Here is a 24,661-nt window from a genome sequence, read left to right as displayed (position 1 = left end):
ATCAATACCCTGTATTCTGTGTGATCACCCCATCTGACAGCTGAATCTGTGATTGAGGAATGGGGAACAACTTGTGCACATCGTAGTTAAATGTCGGGTGCAAAGGTTTCATTACAGATTCGGCATAGGTTTTTCCCTGGCGAATCACATCAAAAAACCGGTGTCCTTCCAATCCGAGTTCGACACGGCGTTCGTGTAAGATAGCATCCAGCAATGCCTGTCCGGAAGCGGTTACATCTGGCAACAGGTTGGTATTGCCGCGGGCACGGGCACGAACTTCATTGAGTGAAAGTTTGGCTGCGCCTTCATTTCCGTTGTGGTAAGCGGCTTCTGCATGCAACAAAAGAATATCTGCATAGCGAATTACGCGGTCGTTGGACTGACCATTGACATTCGGGTCTCCGGTAGGCGCTTCCTGATTTTTATTGATAAAATATTTTTTCGCATAATAATCATAAGGGAAACCACCGGTAGCATCTTTGGTGAAAATACCTCTGTCGCCCATGGGCTCACCTTCGCGGAAAACCGTAGCTGAAAGACGGGGATCTTCAAATCCTTCTTTGAAAAATTCATCCACAAATGATTGGGTAGGGATGTTAAATCCATATCCGCCAAAATCACCGCGGGCTCGCTGGAATACATTCGTCAGCGTACCTTCTTCAAACCTTCCCCAGTCGCCGTTAGAGCGGTTCATATACTGAATTTCGAAGATCGATTCAGGTCCGTTTTCACCTGCGATGGTAAAAATATTGTTGTAATCGCTTACCAGAAAATACTCCTGTGACTGAATGATCGCATCGGCTAAGGGTTCTGCTTCTGCCCATTTTGACTGGAAAGCATATACTTTTACCAGCAGCGCCTGTGCAGCCCCGCGGGTGATACGGCCGATCTCATCATCGCTCAATTCACTGCGGAGCGGAAGGGAGGGAATCGCTTCCTTTAAGTCGGTTTCTACCTGTGCCCATACTTCTCCTACAGGGGTTCTCGGGCGTACATCGTCAGGTCCTACCACATCTGTTACAAGCGGTACGTCGCCAAACAACATCGCCAGGTTGTAATAAAACCATGCGCGGATAAACTTTGCTTCGCCGATTACCTGAGCCTTAAGAAATGGATCCATTTCAATTCCCGGAACATTTTTGGTTACCAGGTTGGCAAAGTAAATGCCTTTGTAATCGGCATTCCACTCGCTTTCCAGCAGCTCATTGGTCGGCCTTCCGTCGAAGTTTTCGAGGCGTCCGAGTGAAGCCACGTCATTGTCTCCGGACCCGCCTTTGGTCGCATCGTCGGAGACGATATCTCCCCAAAACCAGCGGAAGTGCCCGGAAGGAGTGATTTCATACTGAAGGGCCGAATAGGCTGCATTGACTGCCGAAACGGCATCGTCAGCATTTTTGTAAAAGTTGGCTTCCGTAACACCCACTTTGGGGTTGCGCTGGAGAAATTCTTTCTCACAGCCTGTGGCAACCAGTACCATCGCCAATAACAGCAGGGTAATTTTATATGAAATTTGCATGTCAGTAATGGTTAATGGTTAGAAACTTACATTTATACCGCCCAGCACTGATCTCGCCTGTGGGTAAAAACCCCGGTCGATACCGATCTCCAGGCTGCCACGTGTACCGATTTCCGGATCCAGGCCGCGATATCCTGTGAATGTAAACAGGTTGTTGCCTGATACGTACAAACGCAGTTTGCTAACATTGATTTTCTCTGTCAGCGCTTGTGGGAAAGTATAGCCCAACTGAACATTCTTCAGGCGCATATAGGAACCATCTTCTACAAACCGGTCGGAAATCCGCGCGTTTTGGTTGGGATCGCTCAGGATCACCCGTGGTTCGTCATTGCTTGTGCCAGGACCTGTCCAGCGGTTGAGCCTCCAGTTTGGTACGTTGATATAGGTGAAATCGTAACGGGTATATCCCTGATAGATATCGTTGCCATGTGTACCCTGAAGGAAGAAATTCAGATCCAATCCTTTGTATGACACACTTCCTGTGATACCATAAGTGAAGTCGGGAGAAGGATTTCCAATAAACGTCTGGTCTTCCTGGTTGATGATATTGTCGTTGTTGAGGTCTTTGAAACGAATATCACCCGGCTGAGCGCCTTCCTGTGCAGCATGCTGCGCTACTTCTTCCTGTGTCTGGAAAATGCCATCGGTTACGTAACCGTAGAAAGAAGCTACAGGATTCCCTACTTCTGTGCGGGATATGAAACCATTGGCTGACTGGAGGAAACCTGTCGTAACGGGTTGTCCGCCATTGCCCAGGCTGGTAACAGAGTTGCGGATAAAAGCGATATTTCCTCCAAGGCTGAAACGCACTTCGCCGACTTTTTCGTTGTATTCGGCTGCAAATTCGATCCCGCGGTTTTCAATTGTACCTGCATTTTGTGCAGAAGGCTCGGCTCCGATATGATCCAGAATCGGAATCGTTACGAGCATATCTTTGGTCTGTTTGAGAAATACGTCGGTGGTGATGGTGAGTTTGTCGTTAAACAATCCCATATCAATACCGATATCACTCTGAATAACGGTTTCCCAGCGCAGGTTAGGGTTACTTGCTGTAACAGGCGCGCTGCCGTTGGTAATGGTTTCTGTGGAACCAAAAGTGTAGTTCTGCCCGGTATTCACCACAGAAGTAAACTGGTATGCACCGATACGGTCGTTTCCGTTTTGCCCCCAGCTTGCCCTTACTTTCATGAAGTTGATGGCAGCGATTTTGAAGAATGATTCATTTGAAATTACCCATCCCAAAGATACCGAAGGGAAAAATCCGAACCGGTTGTTTTCTCCAAATTTGGATGAACCATCGCGGCGGGCTGTCACGGAAAGGAGGTAGCGGTTGTCGTAATCGTAGTTGACACGAGCGATATAAGAAACCCAGGCTTCCTCTGTGATCCAGTCATAAGCGCCTTCACTTTCCCGGTCGCGGGCGTTGGCGATATAGGCAGCATCGGGGTCATTACCCGGAAGGTCAGACTTTACACCGCCGAGCCCTTCGGTAATGCCTTCCTGCCTTGAATAACCACCCAGAAAGGTGAAATTATTTTTTTCAGCTATCGTTTTTGTATAGGTAAGGGTATTTTCCCACAGCCAGGTACGCCAGCGGGGATTTTCTACCAAAACAGAGGAAAGCAGGTTTTGCTCATTTGCTGCCGCCTGGCCGGTGGTTGTGTACAACTGGTAAGAGGGCGAAAAGAGCTTGCGTTTGGCATAGGTAGCATCGAGATTAAAGGCAGAGCGGAAGGTTAGTCCTTCTATAAACTGATACTCAGCAAACAGCGATCCTACGATCCGGTTGGTGATAAAATTGTCGCTGGCAAGTGCGATCTGATTGAGCGGGTTCCGGATATCTGTATCGGAGTAGAGCGAAGCCGCGAATGTACCGTCATCCAGTCTTACCGGTGTGATGGGATCCATATTCAGTGCGCGCACCAGCGGGGTGGAAAACTCGTTGTTTTCAGGCATCGCACTGCGCTGAAGTGCGATCAGGTTGAGGTTGCTGCCGATTTTCAGTTTGTCAGTAGCCTGAAAAGTATTGTTCAGCCGGAGGGTAAAACGATCAAATGCCGATTTATCTCCACCGACGATTCCTTCCTGGCTGAAATAGTTGCCACTCAGTGCAAATGTATTGCGGTCGTTGCCGCCGGTGACAGACACCTGGTGGCTTTGAATGGGCGCATTGGTAAACAATTCATCCTGCCAGTTTGTGCCTTCTCCCAGTGCATCAGGATTTGAAAACTGAGGCAGCGGAATTCTTCCGGCAGCTATATATGCCTCATTCGAAAGGATAGCATATTCACGGGCATTGAGGAGATTGAGTTTTTTCCAGGTACTTTGCGTACCATAATATCCGTCATAAGAGATGACCGATTTCTGGTTGCGTTTTCCCTGGCGGGTGGTGATCAGTACAACGCCGTTGGCTGCACGCGCACCATAAATGGCGGCAGATGCGGCGTCTTTGAGTACACTGACAGATTCCACGTCGTTGACGTTGAGGAAGTCCAGACCACTTACGGGTATGCCATCCACTACGTACAATGGTTCACTGTCGCCAATGGTTCCAGTACCTCTGATTCGTACGGAAAGTGCGCTGCCCGGAGATCCGGAGTTTTGAGACACCTGGATACCCGCTGCACGACCCTGAAGGGCCTGCTCAATTCGCAGGTTGGGAAGCTCTGTGAGTTCTCCGGCATTGATCGTAGATACAGAACCCGAGATCGTACTTCGTTTTTGGGTACCATATCCGATCACCACTACTTCATCCATCAAGGCGACATTGATTCCCAATTCGACATCAATAACTGTACTTTCGCCAACAATCACTTCCTGCGAAGCAAGTGTCACATAGGAAAAGATGAGGGTTACACCTTTTTCCGGAACATTTATGCGGTAGTTGCCATTATCGTCTGTCAGGGCTCCTATGGCGGTATTTTTTACCCGGACGGTGGCACCGGCAATGCCTGCGCCATCCTCACCCGAGGTCACCTGTCCGGTGATGGTAATGTCCTGCGCGAGCAGAACATTACCAATCATCAGTCCGAACAGGAGAAAAAGACTGAACTGTTTCATCAAAATTTTTTGTAGCAATTAGTATATCAGCAAAGAGGAAGAAACTATTGTCTTACCACTTTTTTGTAAGCGTACTTAGTACCAATCTGAACATGGATGAAGTACATGCCACTGGCCAACGCACTCATATCGAGGTCGTAGGTGCTTTCTGTACCACGGATATTCAGGTTGAATAATACTTGTCCTGATGTATTGATGACTTTGACCATACGATCCTGACGCAGGCTTTCTGTGAAAGTGAGTTTGGTAGAGTGATCAACCAATGAAGGAGCTGCTGTGAAAAGATCTTCGGCAAAATCGTAGTCTTTCAGACCAGTTGTACATGCTGTGTTATCAGAACAAACAGCAAAGCAGGTGTTCATCGTTGTATCCTGAGTTACTGGATTGAGCCAACGGTCATTGAAGTTTTCAGGACGGGCACAGCTTTGGCCTGAAATATCTTCTTTACAGCTGAAGTCAGGACAGTTGCCATTAGCAAATGAGTAGTAACCTGAGAAACCTTTGTTACGCTCGAAGGTAATAGAGTAAACACCGTCATTGTCGTTGTCATTCATTCTGAAACGGCCACCCGGAGCACCAAACTCAGCACCACCTACGAGATAAACACCTCCTGAGTCAGCATTAGCTGTTCCCAGACCAAGATTGATGGTGATCATCGCAGCTTCTCCACATGCATAACAGCTGTTGAAACATACGGTATCCATTTCCATGTTTCCTGAAATCACTGCACCGCGGTTGACAAATTGTCCGGATGGATCTCTTACTGTACATCCAGCTTTTTCTGTGCCGTTGAATTCTTCCTGACCGGCCCAGTTGTCATAGGTAAATTTGTACTCGATCGTACCTGTAGGAATGGTGAGGGTTGTTGACCATACGCCATCGTTATCGGGATCACTCAGTGGGTTTGCATCGCCAGACCATGCGTTGAAAGTACCGCTGACATAAGGCTGGGTAAAACCAGTTACGTTGTTCATGTCCACGGTGAATGTTACATCAGCAGAGGTTGGCAGCGAAGAAGTTTTCAGACAGAAATCGTCGAGGTAAGTCGTATCAGCCGTAGGCGAATTAGAACCCAGATCTACAAAGAAAGTAATTCTGGCGTAAGTAAAACCGGAAGCTGCGCTAAAAGGAGCTTCAACAGAAGCCAGGCTGGTGTTGAAACAGAGTTCTTCCCAGTCTCCGACAACCGTGTTTGGTACAGTAAGCGCCCAGTTAGCACCGCCATTTGGGGAGTTTTCAAGCTTCATAGTTACACTACCGATATGGGTCATGTGCACTTTTACACAGATTTCTCCACCATTTGCAAAGTTGAGAGGAGTAGCCGGGTCGGGATTGGAAAATGCACCCGCCCAGGTCTGTGAGTTTTCGGGTTTGATATACTGAAGCACAGTATCGCTGGCATTACCTGCAGTTGGGTTGGGGTTAGCAACCACTGAAGTCAATGAGCCATCAAGGGTACTGCCGAAGTACTGGAAAGTTGTTCCGGTAGCGGGAGTTTCGAAGTCAAAAATGGAGTTACAAGTCTGCTCAGTAGTAGTAAGCGTCATATCATCCATATAGAATACCAGGGTATCTACGCCGTTTCCAGCTGTGCCTAGTCCGAAGAAAACAGTTACTGTAGGGAAAACATTTCCTGCGGCGATCTGGTTAGGGCCTGCTTCGGAAGCCATATTCAGGTCAAAGCAAATGGTTTCCCATGCGCCGGTACCTGAAGGGGTCTGTGTTTGCTCCCAGTTTGCAGTCGTTCCGGAGTTCTCCAGTTTGAGTGTCATGGGATAAAGAGAATCCATGTACACGGTTACACATACCTGATCATAGGTAACACCATCTACAGATACGGTAGGGTTAGGATTGGAGAAAGCACCGGCCCATGTCTGTGCGTCCTGGGGCTTTTTAAACTTGACCACATTGGCACTGGTATTAAGCCCTGATGGATCGGGGTTAGCTGTTGCGCCGGTCAGAGAGCCGTCCAGAGCGCTACCGAAATACTGGAAAGTTGTACTTGTTGCACCTGATTCGAAGTCAAGCATTACCTGCTGTGCAAACAGGTTGCTGCTGGCAATAAAAAGTGCCATCAGCGAAAATAGAAGTAATCGCTTTTTCATAATGTGAATGGTTTTGATTAGTTAGATTCGTTTAATTCAAATTTATCAATCAAAAAACCCACTTGTATCATTAACTACTACACCATAGTTACGACACTTAAAAAAAACACTACACCACGGTTACGACACGGGTTTTTTCTGCTTCATGATTTCTACGCCATTACTACATCTACTATTATTATTATTATATTACCTCCTTATTATCAACGGATTATTATATGCTCTTGCGCACCTGGCTATACTTCATGATTTTTGGCATGACTTTGAGTGCTTCTGCTCAGAAAAATAACCTGGGTACTCCATTTATTATCAATCATCTAAAAGATGAGTACAAAGCTGCCACTCAAAACTGGTATATAGACCAGAGTCCTTCAGGTATTATGTACTTTGCCAACAATGAAGGACTGCTCAGTTATGATGGTACGCGCTGGATGTGTGTGCCATTACCCAACCGAACCATCGTCAGGTCTATTGCAATTGATTCGTCAGGGAATATTTATGTAGGTGGCCAGGACGAAATGGGGGTTTTTCGACCGGATGTTAAAGGAGATATGGTATTTCACTCTTTGAAGAACCTGATCCCCGAACCATATCGCAGTTTTGAGGATGTCTGGGATATCATTTTGGATGGACCAACTGTGATTTTCCGCACTAATTATCATTTATATCAGCTTTCTTCCGGCACATGTAAGGTGCTTTCTGCCCAGACTACTTTTAGTTCACTTTTTAAGGTGGGCGATAAAATTTTTGTTCAGGATGAAGGGGGCTTATTTCTGCTGGAAAATGGCGCTCTATCTGCGTTGAAAGGCACAGAATTGCTTTCTCCATTGACTGTTAAGGGGATTGTTCCTACAGAAACAGGCGATATGCTGATTGTTACTCTGAAGCAAGGTATTTTTCTCCTCAAAGAAGATAGGCTTACGCGTTGGGAGACAAAAACACATGCGTTTATCGGCTCGGGGAGAATGCACGCTGCAGCCCTTCTGCCTGATGGAAAAATTGCGATTGGAACCTCTCAAAACGGGCTTATCATTCTCGATTCTTTTGGCAACCCGCTGTATCAGATCGACAAAAGAAACGGACTTCAAAACAACAATGTGCTTAGCCTGTTTCCCGACAAAGCGGGCAATCTATGGCTGGGGCTCAACAATGGGATTGACTTTATTGAAACCAGTTCCCCGTTTTCTTCGATTTATCCCGACGCAAACCTGAGAGATGCCGGGTATTCCGTCAGTATTCACGGCGATAATATTTTCTTTGGTACAAACAACGGCCTTTACCAGGCCAGTTGGCAGCCCTACACCGATCCCTTTCAGTCGGGGCGATATCATAGGGTAGAAAATACTTCCGGACAAGTATGGGGAACGGTTTCTGTTGATGACAATCTGTTGATGGCGCACCATGAAGGCGCTTTTTCTATTCTCAACAATCAGGCTCGCCGGATTTCACCGCCTGCTTCAGGCGGAGCCTGGACATTTTTGAGGCTCAACCGATTTCCCGGATATCTTATCGGTGGTACTTACAATGGGGTCAGTCTCTATCAAAACCGCAATGGGAACTGGGAATTTGTGAAAAAACTTGACGGTTTGGATGAATCCTGCCGGATTATGGCGCAGGATAATGATGGCAATATCTGGGTTTCTCATCCTTATAGAGGAATTTACCGCCTGAGCTTTCCAAACCGCCCGGACTCTATGACGGTGCGATTTTATCAGTCCGGAGATGGACTCCCGTCTGATAATTTTAATCAGGTCTCCCGCGTAAGAGGGCAGGTGATGTTTGGTACAGCCAAAGGCGTATATGACTATAACCCCCTCACTGAGCGCTTTACGCCCAACCAGGCTTTTGCCAATGTCCTGGGCTCTGAATGGATAAAACTGTTGAAGGAGGATAAAGAAGGAAATATTTGGTTTGTCGTAAACCATGAGGTAGGCATAATACACGTGGAGCAAAAAGGTGTGGAAACTCGCCTCCGCCGGCAGGATTTCCCTGAGTTGCGCGACAGACTCGTAAAGGGGCACGAGTTTTTGTATCCATATGACCGGCAGAATGTATTTTTTGCTGCTGAAAGCGGTTTCCTTCATTACAATCCGGAGGCCCCCGTTTTTCCCGATACCAATCTTAAAGTGCTGCTCCGCTCCTGCTATCTTATGCAGGAAAAAGACAGCCTGTTTTTTGGCGGAACTTTTTCAGTAAATGGGTTACCCGTCGATACACAACCAGATTCCCAAAAACCAGTGTTTAACTACCGGGAAAATGCTTTTCGTTTTACTTTTTCTTCCCCAATGTTTCTTGAGTCGGGGGGAATTGAGTATCGGTTTTATCTGGAGGGGCTCGAAAAAGAATGGGGTATATGGACGACAAAAACGGAAAAAGAATATACCAACCTGAGCCCGGGTGTCTATCATTTTCATCTTCAGGCCCGGAATACGCATGGCATTATAAGCGAAATTTTAACCTATACATTGACCATATCCCCCCCATGGTATGCATCTCCTACTGCACAGGGCTTATATTTTCTCGCGGTGGCCATGTTGCTCGTAGGCTTGCTATTAATTCCCCGCATCCGCTTTAAACGGGAAACACAAAAACTGCAGGGTATCATGAAGCAACAGGAAGCAGAGCAGGAAGCGCAGATTTCCCGCCTCAATAATGAAAGACTGGAAGAAGACGTAAGGCATAAAAACCAGGAACTGGCATCCGCTACCATGCACCTCGTACAGAAAAACGATATTCTTTTTAAAATCCGGGGAGAACTGGAAGAAATATCCTCCATTTCTAAAGATATTTCTGCCCGTAAAAAAATCAATGAATTGTTGGGTTTAATCCACTATGACCGGCAAATTGATCAGGATTGGGAGCAGTTTGCCTTTCACTTCGATCAGGTTCACCGTGATTTTTTGAAAAGATTAGGAGAAGAATTTCCCCAACTTAGTCCCACTGACCACAGGTTGTGTGCATATCTCAGAATGAATCTTTCCTCCAAAGAAATCGCGCCGCTGATGAATATTTCCGTCAGAGGCGTCGAAACCGGTCGTTACCGGCTGAGAAAAAAAATGGAACTGGACCACGACATCAACCTGAATGAATTTATGATGAAGTTCTGATATAATAATAAGATGCGGAGATTGGCAAATTTTTTATTAAAAAATGTACAAAATATAATATTTACGGATTGATGTAATATAATTACTGGTTACTGATTTTAACTTTGGCGATCGGGTGGGATTTTTGTATTGTCCTTAAATAACTATTAAACCACCCGATTATGTTTTGCGACAGGAATAAGCTGTTGCTCTTGGTCGTCTTCATATTACCGTCTTTCTTGTACAGTGCTCTATCGTCTCAAATCTATTTTGAGGAAAATCTCGGTCAGTTTGGGCCCGAAATCCGCTATCAGTCTTTTGTCAACGGCATACAGGTGCGTTTTTTACCTACCGGTATTAGCTATGCTATGATCCGGGAAGTAGAAAATGAATCGGAGGAAACCTATGAAAAACACGAAAACTACCGATGGGCAGGCGAGCAGGAGTTTGACCATGAGGCGCTTGTATGGAATACCCGGTTTGTCGGTATATCGGACCAGACTCATATTGCGGGTATAGAGCAGATGGCAGGGGAAATCAACTACTTTAAAGGCGATGATCCCGGAAAATGGGTGACAAATGCTCACCGTTTCAGTGAAATCCGCTATAACTCGATATATGAAGGCATCGATCTTCGCTATTATGGGACAGATCAGCATCAGATCAAATACGATTTTATACTTCAGCCTTATGCAGATGTGGGCCAGATAAAAATGGTTGCCGAAGGAATTACGGGAATAGAAATCAATGCTGCAGGCGAATGTATCATACACACTTTGTGGGGCACAGTTACGGATGCCGCACCTTTTGCCTGGCAAAAGATCAATGGAAAAGATATAAAAGTTGATGTCCGTTATCAAAAAATTGACCCGACAACGATAGGTTTTCAGATAACCGGCGCCTATAACCCGGCGGTTTCATTGGTAATTGATCCGCTCACGCTCAACTGGAGTACATTTTTACATGCAAGTACTTCCGATGATTATGTCATTGCTGTGGACAGAGACAGTGCCAACTATGTATATATGACCGGCTACACCAAATCGCTGGCTTTTCCGATTACCCCGGGTGTTTATCAGAATATCTATCACGGGGGAATAGATTGTTTTGTTACCAAAATGGATCCCAATGGCACTGCACTTGTCTTTTCTACCTATGTGGGCGGTTCTGACTGGGAGCTTCCTTATGCCATTGGCGTTACAGCCAATAAGGAGCCGGTCATTGCCGGGTTTATGAATTCCAACAATTATCCGGTCACGCCAGGTGCGCTTCAGCTCTCGTCCGGGGGCGGGTTATCCGAAGGGTTCGTAACCAAACTTTCCGCCAATGGGAGCGCGGTGATTTACTCTTCCTATTTTGGCGGAGAGGACCGCGACTATATCTACGATATGGTGCTCGGGCCGGCAGGAGAAGCCTATGTGACGGGTTATACCCTTTCCAACGATTTTCCGCTGACTTATGGCTCATACAGCAATGTCATAGGAGGTTATGGCGATATATTTGTAGCCAAACTCAATACCAGCGGCAGTGCGCTGAGTTATTCTACCCTGATATCGGGTGCCAGTTATGATATCGCCAACACGATTGCTGTAAACAGTGCAGGGGAAGTTTTTGTGGGAGGAAATACAGGGTCTGACAATCTGCCTGCCACCAGTGGCGTTTTTCAGAGCACAGGCAATTTTTCCGGGCCGGGAATGCCAGAGGATGCATTTGTATTAAAACTATCTGCCGATGGCTCTGCATTAAAATACCTGACATATCTCGGGGGAAGTGACAGCGATGTGATCTACGGCCTTGACATCAACGACAATGGGGAAGTATTTGCCACAGGTGTCACCTTTTCCGCCAATTTTCCTGTCTCACAAAGTGCATATCAGGGCAGCCCTTCTCCCGGCTTCGGGATGGGAGACCTGTTTGTCACCCGGCTGAATGCTGCTGGTTCGGCACTCATTTACAGTACCTACCTGGGAGGTTCTGATGTGGATTTTTGCAAAGCTATTCGCATCAATGACGCCAATGAAGCCCATATTCTTGGAGCTACACGTTCTCCGGATTTTCCTGTTACCTCCGGTTCTGCCGGGTATAACGCCATGTATGACGTTACGCTTTCTGTGCTGAGCTCAGACGGTAGCAGCCTGTTGCACTCAGCCTTATACGGGGGGAGCTACAATGAGTACCCCCGAGCCTCGGGAGGTTTGTACCTCAATGGAAATAAGATGACGATAGGTGTCACCACTCACAGCCCTAATATGCCTATGACTGCGGGTACCTATCAGGGGGTAAAAACCAATGGTACTTCCGATGCACCATGGATTGCAACGGTAGAGGTCGGTACGGTTTTACCGGTGGCGATGCGTAATCTCTCGGTCATTTGGCAACCCGAACGGAAAAATACTGATATTCGCTGGCAGGCAGAAGATGCCGGAAATTCTCATACTTTCTTCATCGAAAGGAAAACCGAAACGGGTTACTGGACAGAGATCGGCAGGAAAAGCGGAAATACCGGACCTCATGTGCAGTATGATTTTGAAGACTTTGATGCTGCAAACCTGCCCGGTCAGTTGTTGTATTACCGGATCAGTTATCAGACCGATGAAGGTAACAGATATTATTCGGGAATTGCCCAGGTGCTGATCCCTTCTGAAAGCCCTGTCAGCCTTTCTCTATTTCCCAACCCGGCAAGTGATCTGTTGAAAGTGACATGGACTTTTTCACCTGATCTTGTGGCACATCTCGAAATTGTAACCATGTCGGGGCAGACCGTGTACAGAAGTGCTGGGATAAATATGGGAAGCCGGCGCCAGATAGACATATCGGGCTGGTCGAAAGGTATTTATTATGTAAAAATGACTGTGCCCGGTCATTCTCCGGTGGTAGAAAAACTGGTGGTGGATTAACCCTTTTCGGCAGAAATCACCGGACAGACGGATCAAGTACCGGATCGGGGCGCTGGCGGATTAAAAACTTCCACCAACCGGCAGGCGCAGGAAGAGGACGCGAGACTTGTTTGCCTGAGACAGACTCTGCCTGTATATAGTAATAGAGGGTAGTGCCCGGGGGATAGGCAGGGATAAAGGCTGTCCAGATATTTTCTTCCGGAATGGTTTCCCGCATTTCTACAGGCTGGAATCCCGAAAGGGTATCAGAAGTAAAAAATACCTGAGCGGAACGAATACCAGAACGGTGGCGTATGACGGCATTTACCTGATAGGGTTCACGGGTTGCATAACGGTCGCGCAACTGTCTGTGCTGGATCAGCAGGGGATCCCTTACGCCAATTCCCCGCGTGATACAATGCAAAGCCCCTCCCGAGCGAATGATCTGATCACAGTTGATGCCTACGATTCGATATCCTGGCAATATCTGTCTGTAGATGCGCAGTGCGGTGGTGTCAAGGGATTCGCCATACACAGGAACCAGCACCGTTTTATTGATAAAAACGGCATTGGTATAAGTGCGGTAGCTGGCCCACCAACTGTCGGGATATTCGCCTTGATGTGGGGGCATCGGAATGCGCACCAGCTCGTAAGGAAAACCAAAGCCGGAGGAGTGCCCGGAAATGAGATCCCGAAGGTTCTCTTCAATCTTTGGGCCATCTGCTACTCCGGGCGGATATTGGCCTACCAGCAGCGTTTCCTCATTCAGTAGTTTCATGTGCATATCAATATGGTGGATGCCATCGTATGGCAGGACGTCCATTTTGATATAGCGGTTAATACCCATGAATCTGCGCATCACTTCATTTACCTCAGCCTCAGTTTTGGAGGAAAGGTTAAATTTTCCCTCGACAGAATTTTCCTCCAGTACCAGGCGTGAAGAAAAACCTGTACCCATGCCGTCAGTCATAAAGTTTCCGCCAATATTTACCAGGTCAAATGGCGGGCGGGTAGTGGAAAAAAGAGGTTTATTGAGGTAGCGCGACAAAAAGGAAGGAATATGATCGTCATCCGGCCTCGGGCGGTTGTATATCCAGTCCATGAGCCATAACGAATCAACCCCCTGAGCATAGACCGAGCTGGCTCCGTAGTCGCGAATCCAGACACTGTTGACGCGGGATTTTAGCAAAATCACCCCTTCTGTAGAGACATCACCCGCTTCGAGATAAGCTCTGATACCCGTTGTGTCCTGGCATAAAATGATGACTTTGCACTCTTCCCTTCCGTAGCGGACAACTTCCCGTAACGTCGGCAAATACTGAACCCACGAAATGACGAGGTATTCAATTTCCTCCCACTCGGCCATTGTCCTGACAGGAAATTCCGGCGGGGTGGAAATTCCTCCTGTGTTTTTGGTACGGGAATGCAAATACCTGCGGATGAAGGATTTTTCCTTTGGTGCAAAACCCCGTGGCAGGTCTGTAACCTGAGCGTAAGTATCTGGCCCAAAAATAAGGATAAAACAGAGGAGAAATAATGCAGGTAAGCGGTGCATAATGGCATACTTAACAGCTAAATGTACGATTTTTTGCGAAAAGCAGCTATCAAATCTTTACCATGTGCGAAGACCAATGTGTTAGAATATGGACTAAAAACCCCTTCGCTTAAGGTAAATTTTCTTAACTTCGCAACAAAACCAAACCCGGATTCAGGAAAGGTTTTGGACAAAATAACGGATGAACTCTACCCTTATTCACCAACTTCAGGAACTGAAAACCTTTGGCCGGAAAGCCTTTGCGATTTTGATTGACCCTGACAAAGCGGGTGGCAACCATTTAGATAAAATTCTGGATCGTGTGGAAGCCGCAGGCGCAGATTTAATTTTTGTAGGAGGAAGTCTGGTAATGGGTGGAGAAATCCATGCGCTCGTACCGCAGATCAAGTCCCGCACGAATATTCCGGTTGTCTTATTTCCGGGGAGTTTGTATCAGATCGTACCCGAAGCAGACGGTATTCTTTTCCTCTCTCTCATCAGTGGCCGAAATGCCGACCTGCTGATAGGCAAACATGTGGAGGCTGCCCCCATTCTGCGTCAGACACGGCTGGAAATTCTTCCTACCGGCTATATGCTGATTGACGCCGGAAAGGCTACCACCGCCAATTATATCAGTAACACCTTTCCTATTCCCTCAGACAAACACGATATCGCAGCCTGCACAGCCCTGGCAGGTGAAATGCTTGGACTGAAAATGATCTATATGGATGGCGGCAGTGGGGCACAAAGGACCATTTCCCCCGATATGGTTCGTGCTGTCGCAAAAAGCATCAATATCCCTCTGCTGATCGGAGGTGGCATACGCAAACCCGAAGATGCCGGCAAAATTTGGGAAGCCGGGGCAGATATGATCGTCATCGGCCACGCCGTGGAATCTGATCCTGACGGAGACCTCATTGCCCGTATTGCCGCAGTAAAAGACCAACTCAATTTAAAATATAGTTAATCCTGAAATTCAGTATCAACATTTGCCCGGATTTCCTAATTTTACCCTATGAAGAAGTATCTGATCCTTACATCCCTGGTCTTCGCCGGAATATTATCCATTACCGGTTGTGGACCGCAGGCACCCGCCGAAGCTGAAATTCGCGCCATGATTGTCGGTACCTATTGTGAAGGCGATTATCGTCTGGAACTGACTGACAGTACCTACATGAACCGCAAGTTTGTCAAAAGTCCGCTACGCAGCGGGATGGTTCGGGAAGCCTGTAATGGCACTTATACCCTCGTTTATGAAAATGAAAGCTGGATCCTCCGCTTTGAAGCTGACGACTCCCCCGGCAACTCTCTGTTTAATGACTGCAAACAGGATATCGTCGTATGGAATAAAACCGATCAATTTCTTATTGGTACAGAACCCGTCACACTCACAGACCTTTTTGACCAGGTTGTTCTTACAAAGGATGCCTGTGATGATTTGTAAAATGCGTATTTGACCTGCTACCCCATTTGACCCCTATAGAAACCAGAGTTATGAAAATTATTTGTGTTGGAAGAAACTACCGGGAACATGCCCTTGAACTCAACAACCCGGTTCCGGAATCTCCGATGATTTTTTTTAAGCCTGATACCGCAGTATTGCGCGACAATAAAGATTTTTATTACCCAGACTTTACCAAAGATCTTCACTTTGAATGTGAACTGGTTTTCCGTATCGGTCGGGAAGGAAAACACATTCAGGAAAAATATGTACCTTCTTATATTGATGGTATAGGACTGGGGATTGATATGACCGCCAGAGATCTTCAGGCAGAAATTAAGAAAAAAAGCTGGCCATGGACTCTGGCCAAAGGCTTTAATGATTCGGCGCCTGTATCTGAGTTTCTGTCTCCGGAAGAGTTTTCCGATTTTCAGGATATTCACTTTACCTGTGCCATCAATGGTGAAACCCGCCAAACCGGCCACTCTGCCGATATGATCTATTCTGTAGCCACGCTGATTTCCTATATCACTCAGTTTATTACGCTCAAGAAGGGTGATCTGGTATTTACCGGTACGCCTGCCGGTGTCGGTGCGCTCGCCGTTGGCGACCGGATTGAAGGTTACCTTGAAGGAAAAAAATTGCTGGATTTTAATGTCAAATAACCGCTCCAGACTGTTAACTTCGCTCTTCGGCATACTCGCCGTTGTTCTTTTGGCCGCCATTCCCGCAGAATCCTACCGCTACCCGATGGATGGCTATTATGCGCTGGCTGGTACTTTTGGGGAGCTGCGGCCCGATCATTTCCACTCGGGAATTGATATAAAAACGTTCGGCAAAACCGGCGTTCCTATCCATGCTGTTCAGGATGGGTATGTGTACCGTATCAAGGTCAGCCCTTTTGGCTTTGGTAAAGCGGTTTACCTCAGACATCCCGACGGCCGCTATAGTGTATATGGCCACCTCTCCCGGTTTAGCGATGAACTGGAAGCATATACCCTCCGCCAGCAATATGCTTCCGAGCAGTTTTCTCAGGAAATTTATCTCACCAGTACTGACTTTCCAGTCAAAGAAGGGGACATCATCGCATTCAGCGGGAATACCGGATCTTCTGCCGGCCCACACCTGCACTTCGAAATTCGCGATAAGGAGGAGAGAATTCTAAATCCGCTTATTTACTATAAAAATCTCATTAAAGATTCCCAAAAGCCTGTTGTTCAGGAAATCGCCATCGAGCCGCTGGATATCAATGCCCGGGTCAACGGCGAATTCCGGAAAGTAAAGCTGATTCCTACAGGCACGGACGGCAACTATCAACTCTCCGGCCCTGTGTACATCTCCGGCCGTGCCGGCATCGAGTACCGCGCGTATGATCTGCTCGATGCCGCTTCCAATCACTGTGGCATTAACCTGGCCCGCCTGTATCTGGATGACCGGATGATCTACGAATTTGACCTTCGCCAGTTTTCTTTTGATGATAAAAGGTATATCAACCTCCATATGGATTATGCCAATTACAAAGAGAAAAAGGAAAGGCTGGAAAAAAGTTATGTAGAACCCAATAATCATTTTGAGGCATATACGCCCATTCCCCAACAGGGCATCATCGAACTTACCGACGACCGGCCGCACAATTTCCGGCTGGAACTGGCCGATGTACATGGCAATACAAGCACCGTAACGGGTAAGCTGATACGATCAGTTGCCGGCGACCCGTTTCCTCCTGCGCCGGCCTTTTACCCTGTCCCCAAAGTGAGTTATGAGATCAGGCGGAATGTCATGGTGCTGACCGCCTCCCGTGCGCACAAATCTTTCATGGATGGCCTGAATTACCGGGATGCTTTTGGTGATCAAAAAAAGGTCAAACCAGCTTATATGAAAGGTTCCTCCATGGTTTTCCTGCTTCCGCTGGCCAGATTTGATTATCCTGTGGAAATGTGGGACAATGAAGGCGTATGGAACCAGAAATTTAATCTGGTGGAAGAAATTACACAGGAAAATAATAACCTCGTCGAATTTGAGGAATTGCAGTTGTTTTTCCCTTACGAGGCTGTTTTTGACCGGGTACATCTGGAAGTAGTCAAAAAACCTGCGCTTCCGGGTATGTACAGCGATATTTATCAGGTTGGAAATGAAAATATTCCGCTAAATAAATCCTATCTGGTTTCTTTCAGGCCCAAAGCTGCCGCATCCCGTGACCACCTGATCGTCGCACAGCGGATCCGAGGTGAATGGAAATATGCCGGAAATACATTAGGGGAAGATGCGAATGTGTATGCAGCAATGTCTGAATTTGGCGAATTTTGCCTGATGGCCGACAATGTTTTGCCTACACTGGAACCTATCGATTTTGCCGATAATGTAAAAATCCCTGCTTCCCAGCAGAAAATCAATATCAGGGTTGACGATGATTTTTCCGGAATCGACCACTACGAGATACGGGTTACACTCGACGGGCAGTGGAAATTGTTTGAATACAATTATAAAAACAATACCATTACCTGGGATCTGAAAAAAGATCGTCCCGCGCCGGGAACATATATTCTTTTGGCAAAAGCCAAAGACAAAGCAAATAATATTGTTCAAAAATCGTGGAGGGTGTTATTTTAGCACAAACTACCTCCATGTATGCATTTTGAAAATTCTTTATCCTTTGCCCGTGAGCGCGACACGATGGATCCGCTTCGCTCCTATCGCGACAGATTTCACCTTCCGCGCCGCCCCAATGGTGAGCCATTTATCTACTTCTGCGGCAATTCTCTCGGGCTTCAGCCCAAGTCTGTTTCATCCTATATCGCAACTGAACTCGAAGACTGGGCAAATTTGGGTGTAGAAGGGCATTTTCATGCACGAAATCCATGGATGCCCTATCACGAATTTCTTACCGCATCGACTGCACGGCTGGTCGGGGCAAATCCTGAAGAGGTGGTGGTGATGAATAGTCTTTCTGTCAACCTCCATCTGATGATGGCTTCCTTTTACAGACCCGATAGCGGGAGGTTCAAAATATTGATTGAGGCCGACGCATTTCCTTCAGACATTTATGCGGTAGAATCGCAGATCAGATTCCACGGATATAATCCCAAAGACGCACTGATCAAACTTCGACCGAGGGAGGGAGAATATTGTCTTCGCACAGAGGATATCGAAAAAGAAATCGGCCGGGCAGGCGAATGGCTTTCACTGGTTCTTATGGGCGGCGTCAACTATTACACCGGGCAGGCATTTGATATGGAAAGGATTACTGCCGCCGGCCATGAAGCAGGAGCATTTGTCGGGTTTGACCTGGCACATGCCGCAGGAAATCTGGAGCTAAAACTCCACGACTGGGAGGTAGATTTTGCCTGCTGGTGTTCTTACAAATATCTAAACTCAGGTCCGGGTGGTGTGGGAGGATGTTTTATTCATAAAAATCATTTCCGCGACAGGAGTATGCCGCGTTTAGCCGGATGGTGGGGACACAATAAGGAAACCCGCTTTAAAATGGGGCCCGACTTTCAGCCGATTCCTACAGCCGAAGGCTGGCAACTGAGCAATGCGCCCGTGCTTGCTATGGCTTCGCTGCGCGCATCCATGGAAATTTTTGATGAAGCCGGTATCCCGGCGCTTCGCGAAAAGTCGCGCCAGCTGACAGACTATCTGGAATTTGTACTGGCAGATGCAGAAAATTTTGGCATAAAAATCATCACGCCTTCCAACCCTCAGGAGCGGGGTTGCCAGCTTTCCCTGCTTACGGGACACAACGGAAGAGAACTGTTTGACCGGATTACCCAGGAGGGCGTAATCTGCGACTGGCGGGAACCCAATGTCATTCGGCTTGCGCCTGTGCCGCTGTACAATACTTTTGAAGAAGTGTGGCACTTTGCCCGTTTACTCCTCAGGTAATATTCCGGTGAGGACACAACAAAGGCCGATGTTTTTTTTTATTATTTCCAACATGGGCCGCCTTTTAAAGCCCGAAAAGGCTCTTTTTGAGGTTGCGGGGCACAATTTTGACAATTGATCTTGTGTCAAAAAACAGGAATAATCAATTAGTAAAATATATTTTTCATGATGAATTTGCCTTTTCGAAATAAATAACGAAATGAGGCCTTGCATGAATAATATTTCTACATCTACCCGCTACTGGCTTGAGATATGGACGGAGGAGAGCAACTATAAAGAGGTCAACCGGGTCAAGGGAAATAAAAACCCTGGCGAACCCCGGTCTATTTTGCGTTTGTATGAAACCACCCAGCCTGACGAACCGCAGTGGTTTGAGGTCAATACCTTCCTCGATATTCTGGACGACAAGTATGAGGATCTGGAAAGAGCGGGAATTCGCAGGAACCAGATTTCTATCTGGATCAACTGCCAGTCAGAGGACAACGAATGCCGGATTTCGCTCGACCCTCTGACTATTCTTCGCCTGGGGCAGGAAGGTATCCGGCTTTGCGTCACGTGTGATCAGGATGAAATGGGAGGGTTGACAAACGAAGATTATCCCCAGCCATTCATTTCCCGTCTGGTGGAAATCAGCGAAATCCATATTGAAAATGAGGCGGAGGATACAATTGATTCGGGATTGGCGAGCACAGAGGTGATGGTTTGTTTTGATGACGGAACCGTATGGAAGGCAAACTATCTTTCTGTTCGTCAGATCACTCTTCTGATAGCCGCTGCACGAAATCATACAGAAAACAATCAGAGTCGCTATTTTTGGCTCCCTAATATGGTCATTGTCGGTGAATTGAGCCGCGACGAAATCGAGCGATCTGTCATTCACCTGCTGCGACTCGGAAAATTTGAACAGGCATTTGCGGTGGAAGAAGGGCTGGGCGAAACAGAGCCGGAAGAAATTGTAACAGAGTTAAGCATGATTCACGAATCGGGTTTTATGCTCAATATTGAAGAAATTCTCGATATGCATGAACCCTATATTATGTCCTCCTGCAACTTTTGGGCAGTAAAGAAAATCCAGACCACCAGTCAGCCTTCTTCGGACAACATCACCTATTTTCTCAATTTACTGGAGGGAAAATACAGCGCGCTCGCCAATGCGGGGATTCAGCGACGTGACATAGCGATCAACTGGAGTTATCGTTATGGTGAGCACTGTAATCTGGAATTTCCTTCCGAAGTGCTGGAAAGATTAGGGAAAAACGGGATCACCCTCAACCTGTATCTTCGCCGGGCGGCAAAGGTTGTCGTGCGGGAAGTGTAAAAGGCATTGTAGAAAATCATACATTTGCCGCGTTATGATCAACAACGAGCGTGGCCGCGCATATCTGCTTTTGCATATTGCCATTGTCCTGTATGGGTTTACAGGTATTCTGGGCAGGCTGATTCAGCTTGAGGGAGTTGTATTGGTCTGGTACCGGATGGTGATCACCCTGATCAGCCTCTGCCTGTTTCCCGGACTGATAAAAAAGGCCGTTTCCCTGCCTAAAGCTACTATTCTGAAAATCACCGGATTGGGTGTTTTGCTTTCCATTCACTGGGTGACTTTCTTTGATGGTATTCGTTTTTCAAATGTGAGTATCACGCTGAGTTGTCTGGCTTCCACTGCATTTTTTACGTCTATTTTTGAGCCGTTGGTATTCAAGCGCCGCATTCAATGGAGGGAAATGCTGCTGGGGGCAATTGTGATTGTGGGGTTTGTGTTTATGTTTAATGCTACGGGTGGAAAATACCTTTTTGGAATGGGCATTTCTATACTTTCCGCAGTGATCGTGGCACTGGTGGGGGTGGGAAATAAAGTGCTGGTTTCAAAAGAAGATCCGCTCTCAATCACGCTGCTGGAATTTGCCGGTGGGGTGTTGGGCTTGACGCTGATGTTGCCGGTGTACCTGTATTTTCTGCCGGAAACCGTCCTTATTCCCCGGACGATAGATCTGTTTTACCTGATCATATTGGCTTTGTTGTGTACTACGCTTGCCTATAATCTGAATATGTACGCCATACGGCATATTTCGGCTTATACTTCGGCGTTGTCTATTAATCTGGAGCCTATCTATGCGATGATTATGGCCTGGTTGATTTTCCGGGAGGATAAAGAGCTTAGCCCCGGATTTTACGCAGGTGCGGCCATTATTTTACTTTCTGTTTTTCTCAATGCCTGGTACGAATGGCAAATGGCTAGTTCCCGCCGGAAGCTTGTTTGATCCGCTGCTCGCGTAGATCGAGATTTTTTTCCCGCTCCAGCAAATCCTGATATTTTTTCTCCTGAACGGCAAGGTCTGCCATTCGTTGTTTTATATAGGATTCGCGTTGTTCGGTAAGCCGGGCGCGTTCTTCCAGGCGAATTTCCAGCTTTTTGAGTTCGGCTTCCCTTGCTTCTATACTGTTGATCCGGGAAATATTCACCTGCTCCATAGCCGCCAGTTTTTTCTTCTCCTGGTTGATGCGAAGAATCTCATTCTGCAAAGAATCCCGCGCCATTTTTTCAGTCGCTTTTTCCTTTTGAGCAGCCAGCTGATATTCGACAAGTTTGGATTCTGCCTGATTGAGTCGCTGGCGATAAACCAGCATACTGTCTGTCCAGCTTACCTTTGAAACTTCCTTTATGGAGCGATCCAGTGAATCGCGAACCGAAGAAAGCCGGGCAATATCAGATAACTGACTGCGAATTTCTGTTTCCAGTTGCTGCTGTTGTGCTACGGTCTGGTCGAGATAAGAAAAGCTGGAAGAGAGCTGATATTTCAGACTTTGGTTTTTGACGAGTAGTTCGGCGATACGACTTTCGGCATCTTCCAGTTCTCGGGTGAGGGTAATGACTTCTTTGCCTACCGACATGTCTCTCTTGCGGCGTTTCAGCCGGTCGTTTTGAGCCAGCAATTTTTCTGCTTCAGCTTTTGCCAGGATGATCTGTTGTTCCAGGCTGTTTTCATTTTCCGCCGAATGTTCAATGGTAAACTCCATTTGCTCGCGGAGTTTGTTATTGTCGTAGGAAATTTCCTCGATTTGTTGCTGGTACGCTTCAATACGTCGGGCTTCTGCGATTGCCTGCGCCTGTAGCTGGGCCTGATTGGCGGAGATCTCAGCCTCTGCGGAGTCCAGTGCGTTTTTCAGGCTGGCTGTCAGTTGGTTCGACTCATTGATTTTCTCATTCAATAAGTTTTTTTCTGCTTCATGTGCGAGCTGGTGCGCCTGGTTTTCGTTCGCCAATTCCTGCAACTGTGCTTCCAGTTCCTGCTGTTTTTGTTTTGCTTCCTCAAGTTCTCTGGCGCGTTCTTCTGCCAGTAATTTATATTCCCAGACTCTGCTGTCTTTTTCCTGAATTTTGGTTTCCAGCACGGTTACCTGCGAGCGCTGATAGGCGATATTTGAGGCAAGTGAATCGCGGCGTATACGCTCTTTCTTTGCAATTTCGGCGCGCAGTAGCATCAGCGTGTCAGCCAGTGCATTATTTTGTTCACTTTTGTATTTGGCTTCTGCCTGGGCGGTATTAAACTTCAACTGATCCAGTTGTTGTTTATTTTTCATAGCTTCTACCACTTTGTGAATGGAGTCGTTTTGAACTTTCAGCTTGGTTATTTCTTCATTACTGGTTGCCATTTCCACTTCCGGGCAATCTTCTGTTACCTTTTGGATCACAATTTCCGGTTGCCTCTGTTTCAGCGAACTGAGCGAATCATTGAGCGCTTGTTTTTCCTTTCTCAGCCGGCTGTTTTCTTCATTAAGCAGCGCGATTTCGTTTGCATCTGCTACGACTTCTGTTTTTCCGGCTTCTTCCAGTGATTTTTCGAGACTGACAATATATTTTCTCTGGCGAATCGTTTCAGCCAGGAGGGAATCTTCTTCAATTCGGGCAAGTCCTGCTTCTATGCGTAGGTAGCGGATTTGTTTTTCGAGCTCAGCAACTGCGGAATTATTATCTGCCGGAGTGTTCGTTTTGGGTGTTTTTACACTATCCTGAAGCGCACGCATTTTCATTTCCATCTGGCGAATTTGCGCGGCATAGCGGCTGTTGGCTTCCCGGAGAGAATCAGATTTATCTTTTTCTTCTCTGTGTCTGCTTGCGTATTCCGTATGTAACTGATCCATGGTCTGCTTCAGGGAAGCAATTTCTTTCTCCAGGTTGGCGACAGCTCCGAGATCGATGATTTCAGGCGCAGCAGCCGGAGCAGGTTTGGGTGATTGAGATAAACGTGCAGTGGGGGAAGCCGGAGAAGCATCTGCCAGCGGCGGTGTTACAGGTTCCTGCGGTGGCTCAGGCCGGTCGTACCGGGGAAAAACAATCCGGTAAACCTGGGTTTCGATCCCTGTATTGTTTTTTATAAAGGATTGGTGGTTGGTGCGCCAGTTATCCATCTGCTGGAAAGCCTTTGTCTCTTTCATATTGTAAAAGAGCGTGGCTATTGCTGCATGTTCGGTGAGGAAGATCATGTTGCGGTGAAGGGCGCCAATAAGCTCCGGTTCATCATCAATAATACCTTTCTGGCTTAAAATTTTTTCGATAGTCTCTGTATGTTCCCGCACCCAGATCAGATTGCCCAAAAGCTGGGTTACCAGTTCGGGGTGACGGCGGAAATACTGGGGTTTGGCATCTGCAAAATAAGGGTATTTCTGATTGAGCACTTTGAGTTGGAGCGATTCCTGTTCGGCGCGGAATGCCTGGGCTTCGCCCATAAAGAGCCGCATTTCTTTGCGGTCAAGGGCGCCGCTTCCATCCCGGTCTGCTTCCCGGAAATTGGCCTCATCGAGAAACCATCCCAATTCGCGTGAAAATGGCTGCAATTCGCCGTGCACGACCTGATCATTGACGTCGCGGTCAACTGCCTGGAACATATGCTCCATATACCAGTCGGTGACCGTCTCCTGTGACGGCGCGCCCTGTGCGCTGGCTTTCTGAGAGAAAGCCAGAATCATTAAAGCAAGTGGAAAAGCGTAAATCTTCGGGTTCATGCTACGCCAGGTAAACCCTGGAAACAACCAGGAGACAAAGATAAAATATAATAACAAAACTTGTTTGCCAACAGTTATATTTCCTGTACATGCGGATTTCATCAAAAAATCTGCCGAAATCTTCTCAGCGTATAAAATATTCTCCCGCCAAGTCAGT

At 47.1% G+C, this 24,661-nt stretch carries 14 protein-coding genes; 9 read left to right on the top strand and 5 right to left on the bottom strand.

The annotated features are described in order from the left end of the window. Window position 1 precedes the first annotated feature (1 nt). The 3 genes from R3D00_30055 to R3D00_30045 are packed head-to-tail and all read right to left on the bottom strand — an operon-like array spanning window position 2 to window position 6,681. Window positions 2–1,516 carry a RagB/SusD family nutrient uptake outer membrane protein gene (locus tag R3D00_30055; protein ID MEZ4777458.1) on the bottom strand — a complete coding sequence of 505 codons (1,515 nt, stop codon included), beginning with the start codon at window positions 1,514–1,516 and terminating at the stop codon, window positions 2–4. An 18-nt stretch (window positions 1,517–1,534) separates the two neighbouring features. After that, the gene (locus R3D00_30050; GenBank protein ID MEZ4777457.1) at window positions 1,535–4,576 is read right to left on the bottom strand and encodes a TonB-dependent receptor; all 3,042 of its coding nucleotides are present in this window, start codon (window positions 4,574–4,576) and stop codon (window positions 1,535–1,537) included. A gap of 44 nt (window positions 4,577–4,620) precedes the next feature. Beyond that, a complete protein-coding gene (locus R3D00_30045; GenBank protein ID MEZ4777456.1) occupies window positions 4,621–6,681 on the bottom strand; it encodes a T9SS type A sorting domain-containing protein in 2,061 nt (686 codons plus the stop codon). A 218-nt stretch (window positions 6,682–6,899) separates the two neighbouring features. Here R3D00_30045 and R3D00_30040 point away from each other — a divergent pair, with 218 nt between their 5' ends. Next, entirely contained in the window at window positions 6,900–9,788 is a 2,889-nt protein-coding gene (locus tag R3D00_30040; protein MEZ4777455.1) for a two-component regulator propeller domain-containing protein, read from the top strand. 218 nt (window positions 9,789–10,006) lie between these two features. Then, the gene (locus tag R3D00_30035) at window positions 10,007–12,664 is read left to right on the top strand and encodes a T9SS type A sorting domain-containing protein (GenBank protein MEZ4777454.1); all 2,658 of its coding nucleotides are present in this window, start codon (window positions 10,007–10,009) and stop codon (window positions 12,662–12,664) included. A gap of 16 nt (window positions 12,665–12,680) precedes the next feature. Here the strand turns inward: R3D00_30035 and R3D00_30030 are convergent, their stop codons facing one another. Beyond that, the gene (locus R3D00_30030) at window positions 12,681–14,198 is read right to left on the bottom strand and encodes an agmatine deiminase family protein (GenBank protein ID MEZ4777453.1); all 1,518 of its coding nucleotides are present in this window, start codon (window positions 14,196–14,198) and stop codon (window positions 12,681–12,683) included. 181 nt (window positions 14,199–14,379) lie between these two features. Here R3D00_30030 and R3D00_30025 point away from each other — a divergent pair, with 181 nt between their 5' ends. The 7 genes from R3D00_30025 to R3D00_29995 all read left to right on the top strand — a co-directional run bounded on the left by R3D00_30025 (window position 14,380) and on the right by R3D00_29995 (window position 21,761). Continuing rightward, a complete protein-coding gene (locus tag R3D00_30025; protein ID MEZ4777452.1) occupies window positions 14,380–15,144 on the top strand; it encodes a geranylgeranylglyceryl/heptaprenylglyceryl phosphate synthase in 765 nt (254 codons plus the stop codon). A gap of 48 nt (window positions 15,145–15,192) precedes the next feature. Then, complete coding sequence (locus tag R3D00_30020; GenBank protein MEZ4777451.1) at window positions 15,193–15,621, top strand: hypothetical protein; 429 nt, start codon at window positions 15,193–15,195, stop codon at window positions 15,619–15,621. A 50-nt stretch (window positions 15,622–15,671) separates the two neighbouring features. Beyond that, window positions 15,672–16,283: a fumarylacetoacetate hydrolase family protein gene (locus R3D00_30015; GenBank protein ID MEZ4777450.1), complete on the top strand. Its 612-nt coding sequence runs from the start codon at window positions 15,672–15,674 to the stop codon at window positions 16,281–16,283. Next, window positions 16,273–18,228, top strand: a complete 1,956-nt coding sequence (locus R3D00_30010) for a M23 family metallopeptidase (protein ID MEZ4777449.1) — start codon at window positions 16,273–16,275, stop codon at window positions 18,226–18,228. The genes R3D00_30015 and R3D00_30010 overlap by 11 nt, the downstream gene beginning before the upstream one ends. 18 nt (window positions 18,229–18,246) lie before the next feature. Further along, entirely contained in the window at window positions 18,247–19,503 is a 1,257-nt protein-coding gene (gene kynU, locus R3D00_30005; protein MEZ4777448.1) for a kynureninase, read from the top strand. Window positions 19,504–19,714: 211 nt separating this feature from the next. Further along, window positions 19,715–20,821 (top strand): hypothetical protein, encoded by a 1,107-nt coding sequence (locus R3D00_30000; GenBank protein MEZ4777447.1) that lies wholly within the window; start codon window positions 19,715–19,717, stop codon window positions 20,819–20,821. A gap of 34 nt (window positions 20,822–20,855) precedes the next feature. After that, complete coding sequence (locus tag R3D00_29995; protein MEZ4777446.1) at window positions 20,856–21,761, top strand: EamA family transporter; 906 nt, start codon at window positions 20,856–20,858, stop codon at window positions 21,759–21,761. Here R3D00_29995 and R3D00_29990 read toward each other — a convergent pair. Further along, window positions 21,736–24,504 (bottom strand): hypothetical protein, encoded by a 2,769-nt coding sequence (locus R3D00_29990; GenBank protein MEZ4777445.1) that lies wholly within the window; start codon window positions 24,502–24,504, stop codon window positions 21,736–21,738. The two genes, R3D00_29995 and R3D00_29990, sit on opposite strands and share 26 nt — an antisense overlap. Window positions 24,505–24,661 lie beyond the last annotated feature (157 nt).

The organism is Bacteroidia bacterium (assembly GCA_041391665.1).
In the GTDB taxonomy this organism is placed as follows: Bacteria; Bacteroidota; Bacteroidia; order J057; family J057; genus JAGQVA01.
This window is presented reverse-complemented; position numbering and strand designations above follow the sequence as displayed.

Coding starts and splice junctions, on each gene's coding strand:
- R3D00_30055 (MEZ4777458.1), bottom strand. CDS start 1,516: ATGCAAATTTCATATAAAATTACCCTGCTGTTATTGGCGATGGTACTG.
- R3D00_30050 (MEZ4777457.1), bottom strand. CDS start 4,576: ATGAAACAGTTCAGTCTTTTTCTCCTGTTCGGACTGATGATTGGTAAT.
- R3D00_30045 (MEZ4777456.1), bottom strand. CDS start 6,681: ATGAAAAAGCGATTACTTCTATTTTCGCTGATGGCACTTTTTATTGCC.
- R3D00_30040 (MEZ4777455.1), top strand. CDS start 6,900: ATGCTCTTGCGCACCTGGCTATACTTCATGATTTTTGGCATGACTTTG.
- R3D00_30030 (MEZ4777453.1), bottom strand. CDS start 14,198: ATGCACCGCTTACCTGCATTATTTCTCCTCTGTTTTATCCTTATTTTT.
- R3D00_30025 (MEZ4777452.1), top strand. CDS start 14,380: ATGAACTCTACCCTTATTCACCAACTTCAGGAACTGAAAACCTTTGGC.
- R3D00_30020 (MEZ4777451.1), top strand. CDS start 15,193: ATGAAGAAGTATCTGATCCTTACATCCCTGGTCTTCGCCGGAATATTA.
- R3D00_30015 (MEZ4777450.1), top strand. CDS start 15,672: ATGAAAATTATTTGTGTTGGAAGAAACTACCGGGAACATGCCCTTGAA.
- R3D00_30010 (MEZ4777449.1), top strand. CDS start 16,273: ATGTCAAATAACCGCTCCAGACTGTTAACTTCGCTCTTCGGCATACTC.
- kynU (MEZ4777448.1), top strand. CDS start 18,247: ATGCATTTTGAAAATTCTTTATCCTTTGCCCGTGAGCGCGACACGATG.
- R3D00_30000 (MEZ4777447.1), top strand. CDS start 19,715: ATGAATAATATTTCTACATCTACCCGCTACTGGCTTGAGATATGGACG.
- R3D00_29995 (MEZ4777446.1), top strand. CDS start 20,856: ATGATCAACAACGAGCGTGGCCGCGCATATCTGCTTTTGCATATTGCC.
- R3D00_29990 (MEZ4777445.1), bottom strand. CDS start 24,504: ATGAACCCGAAGATTTACGCTTTTCCACTTGCTTTAATGATTCTGGCT.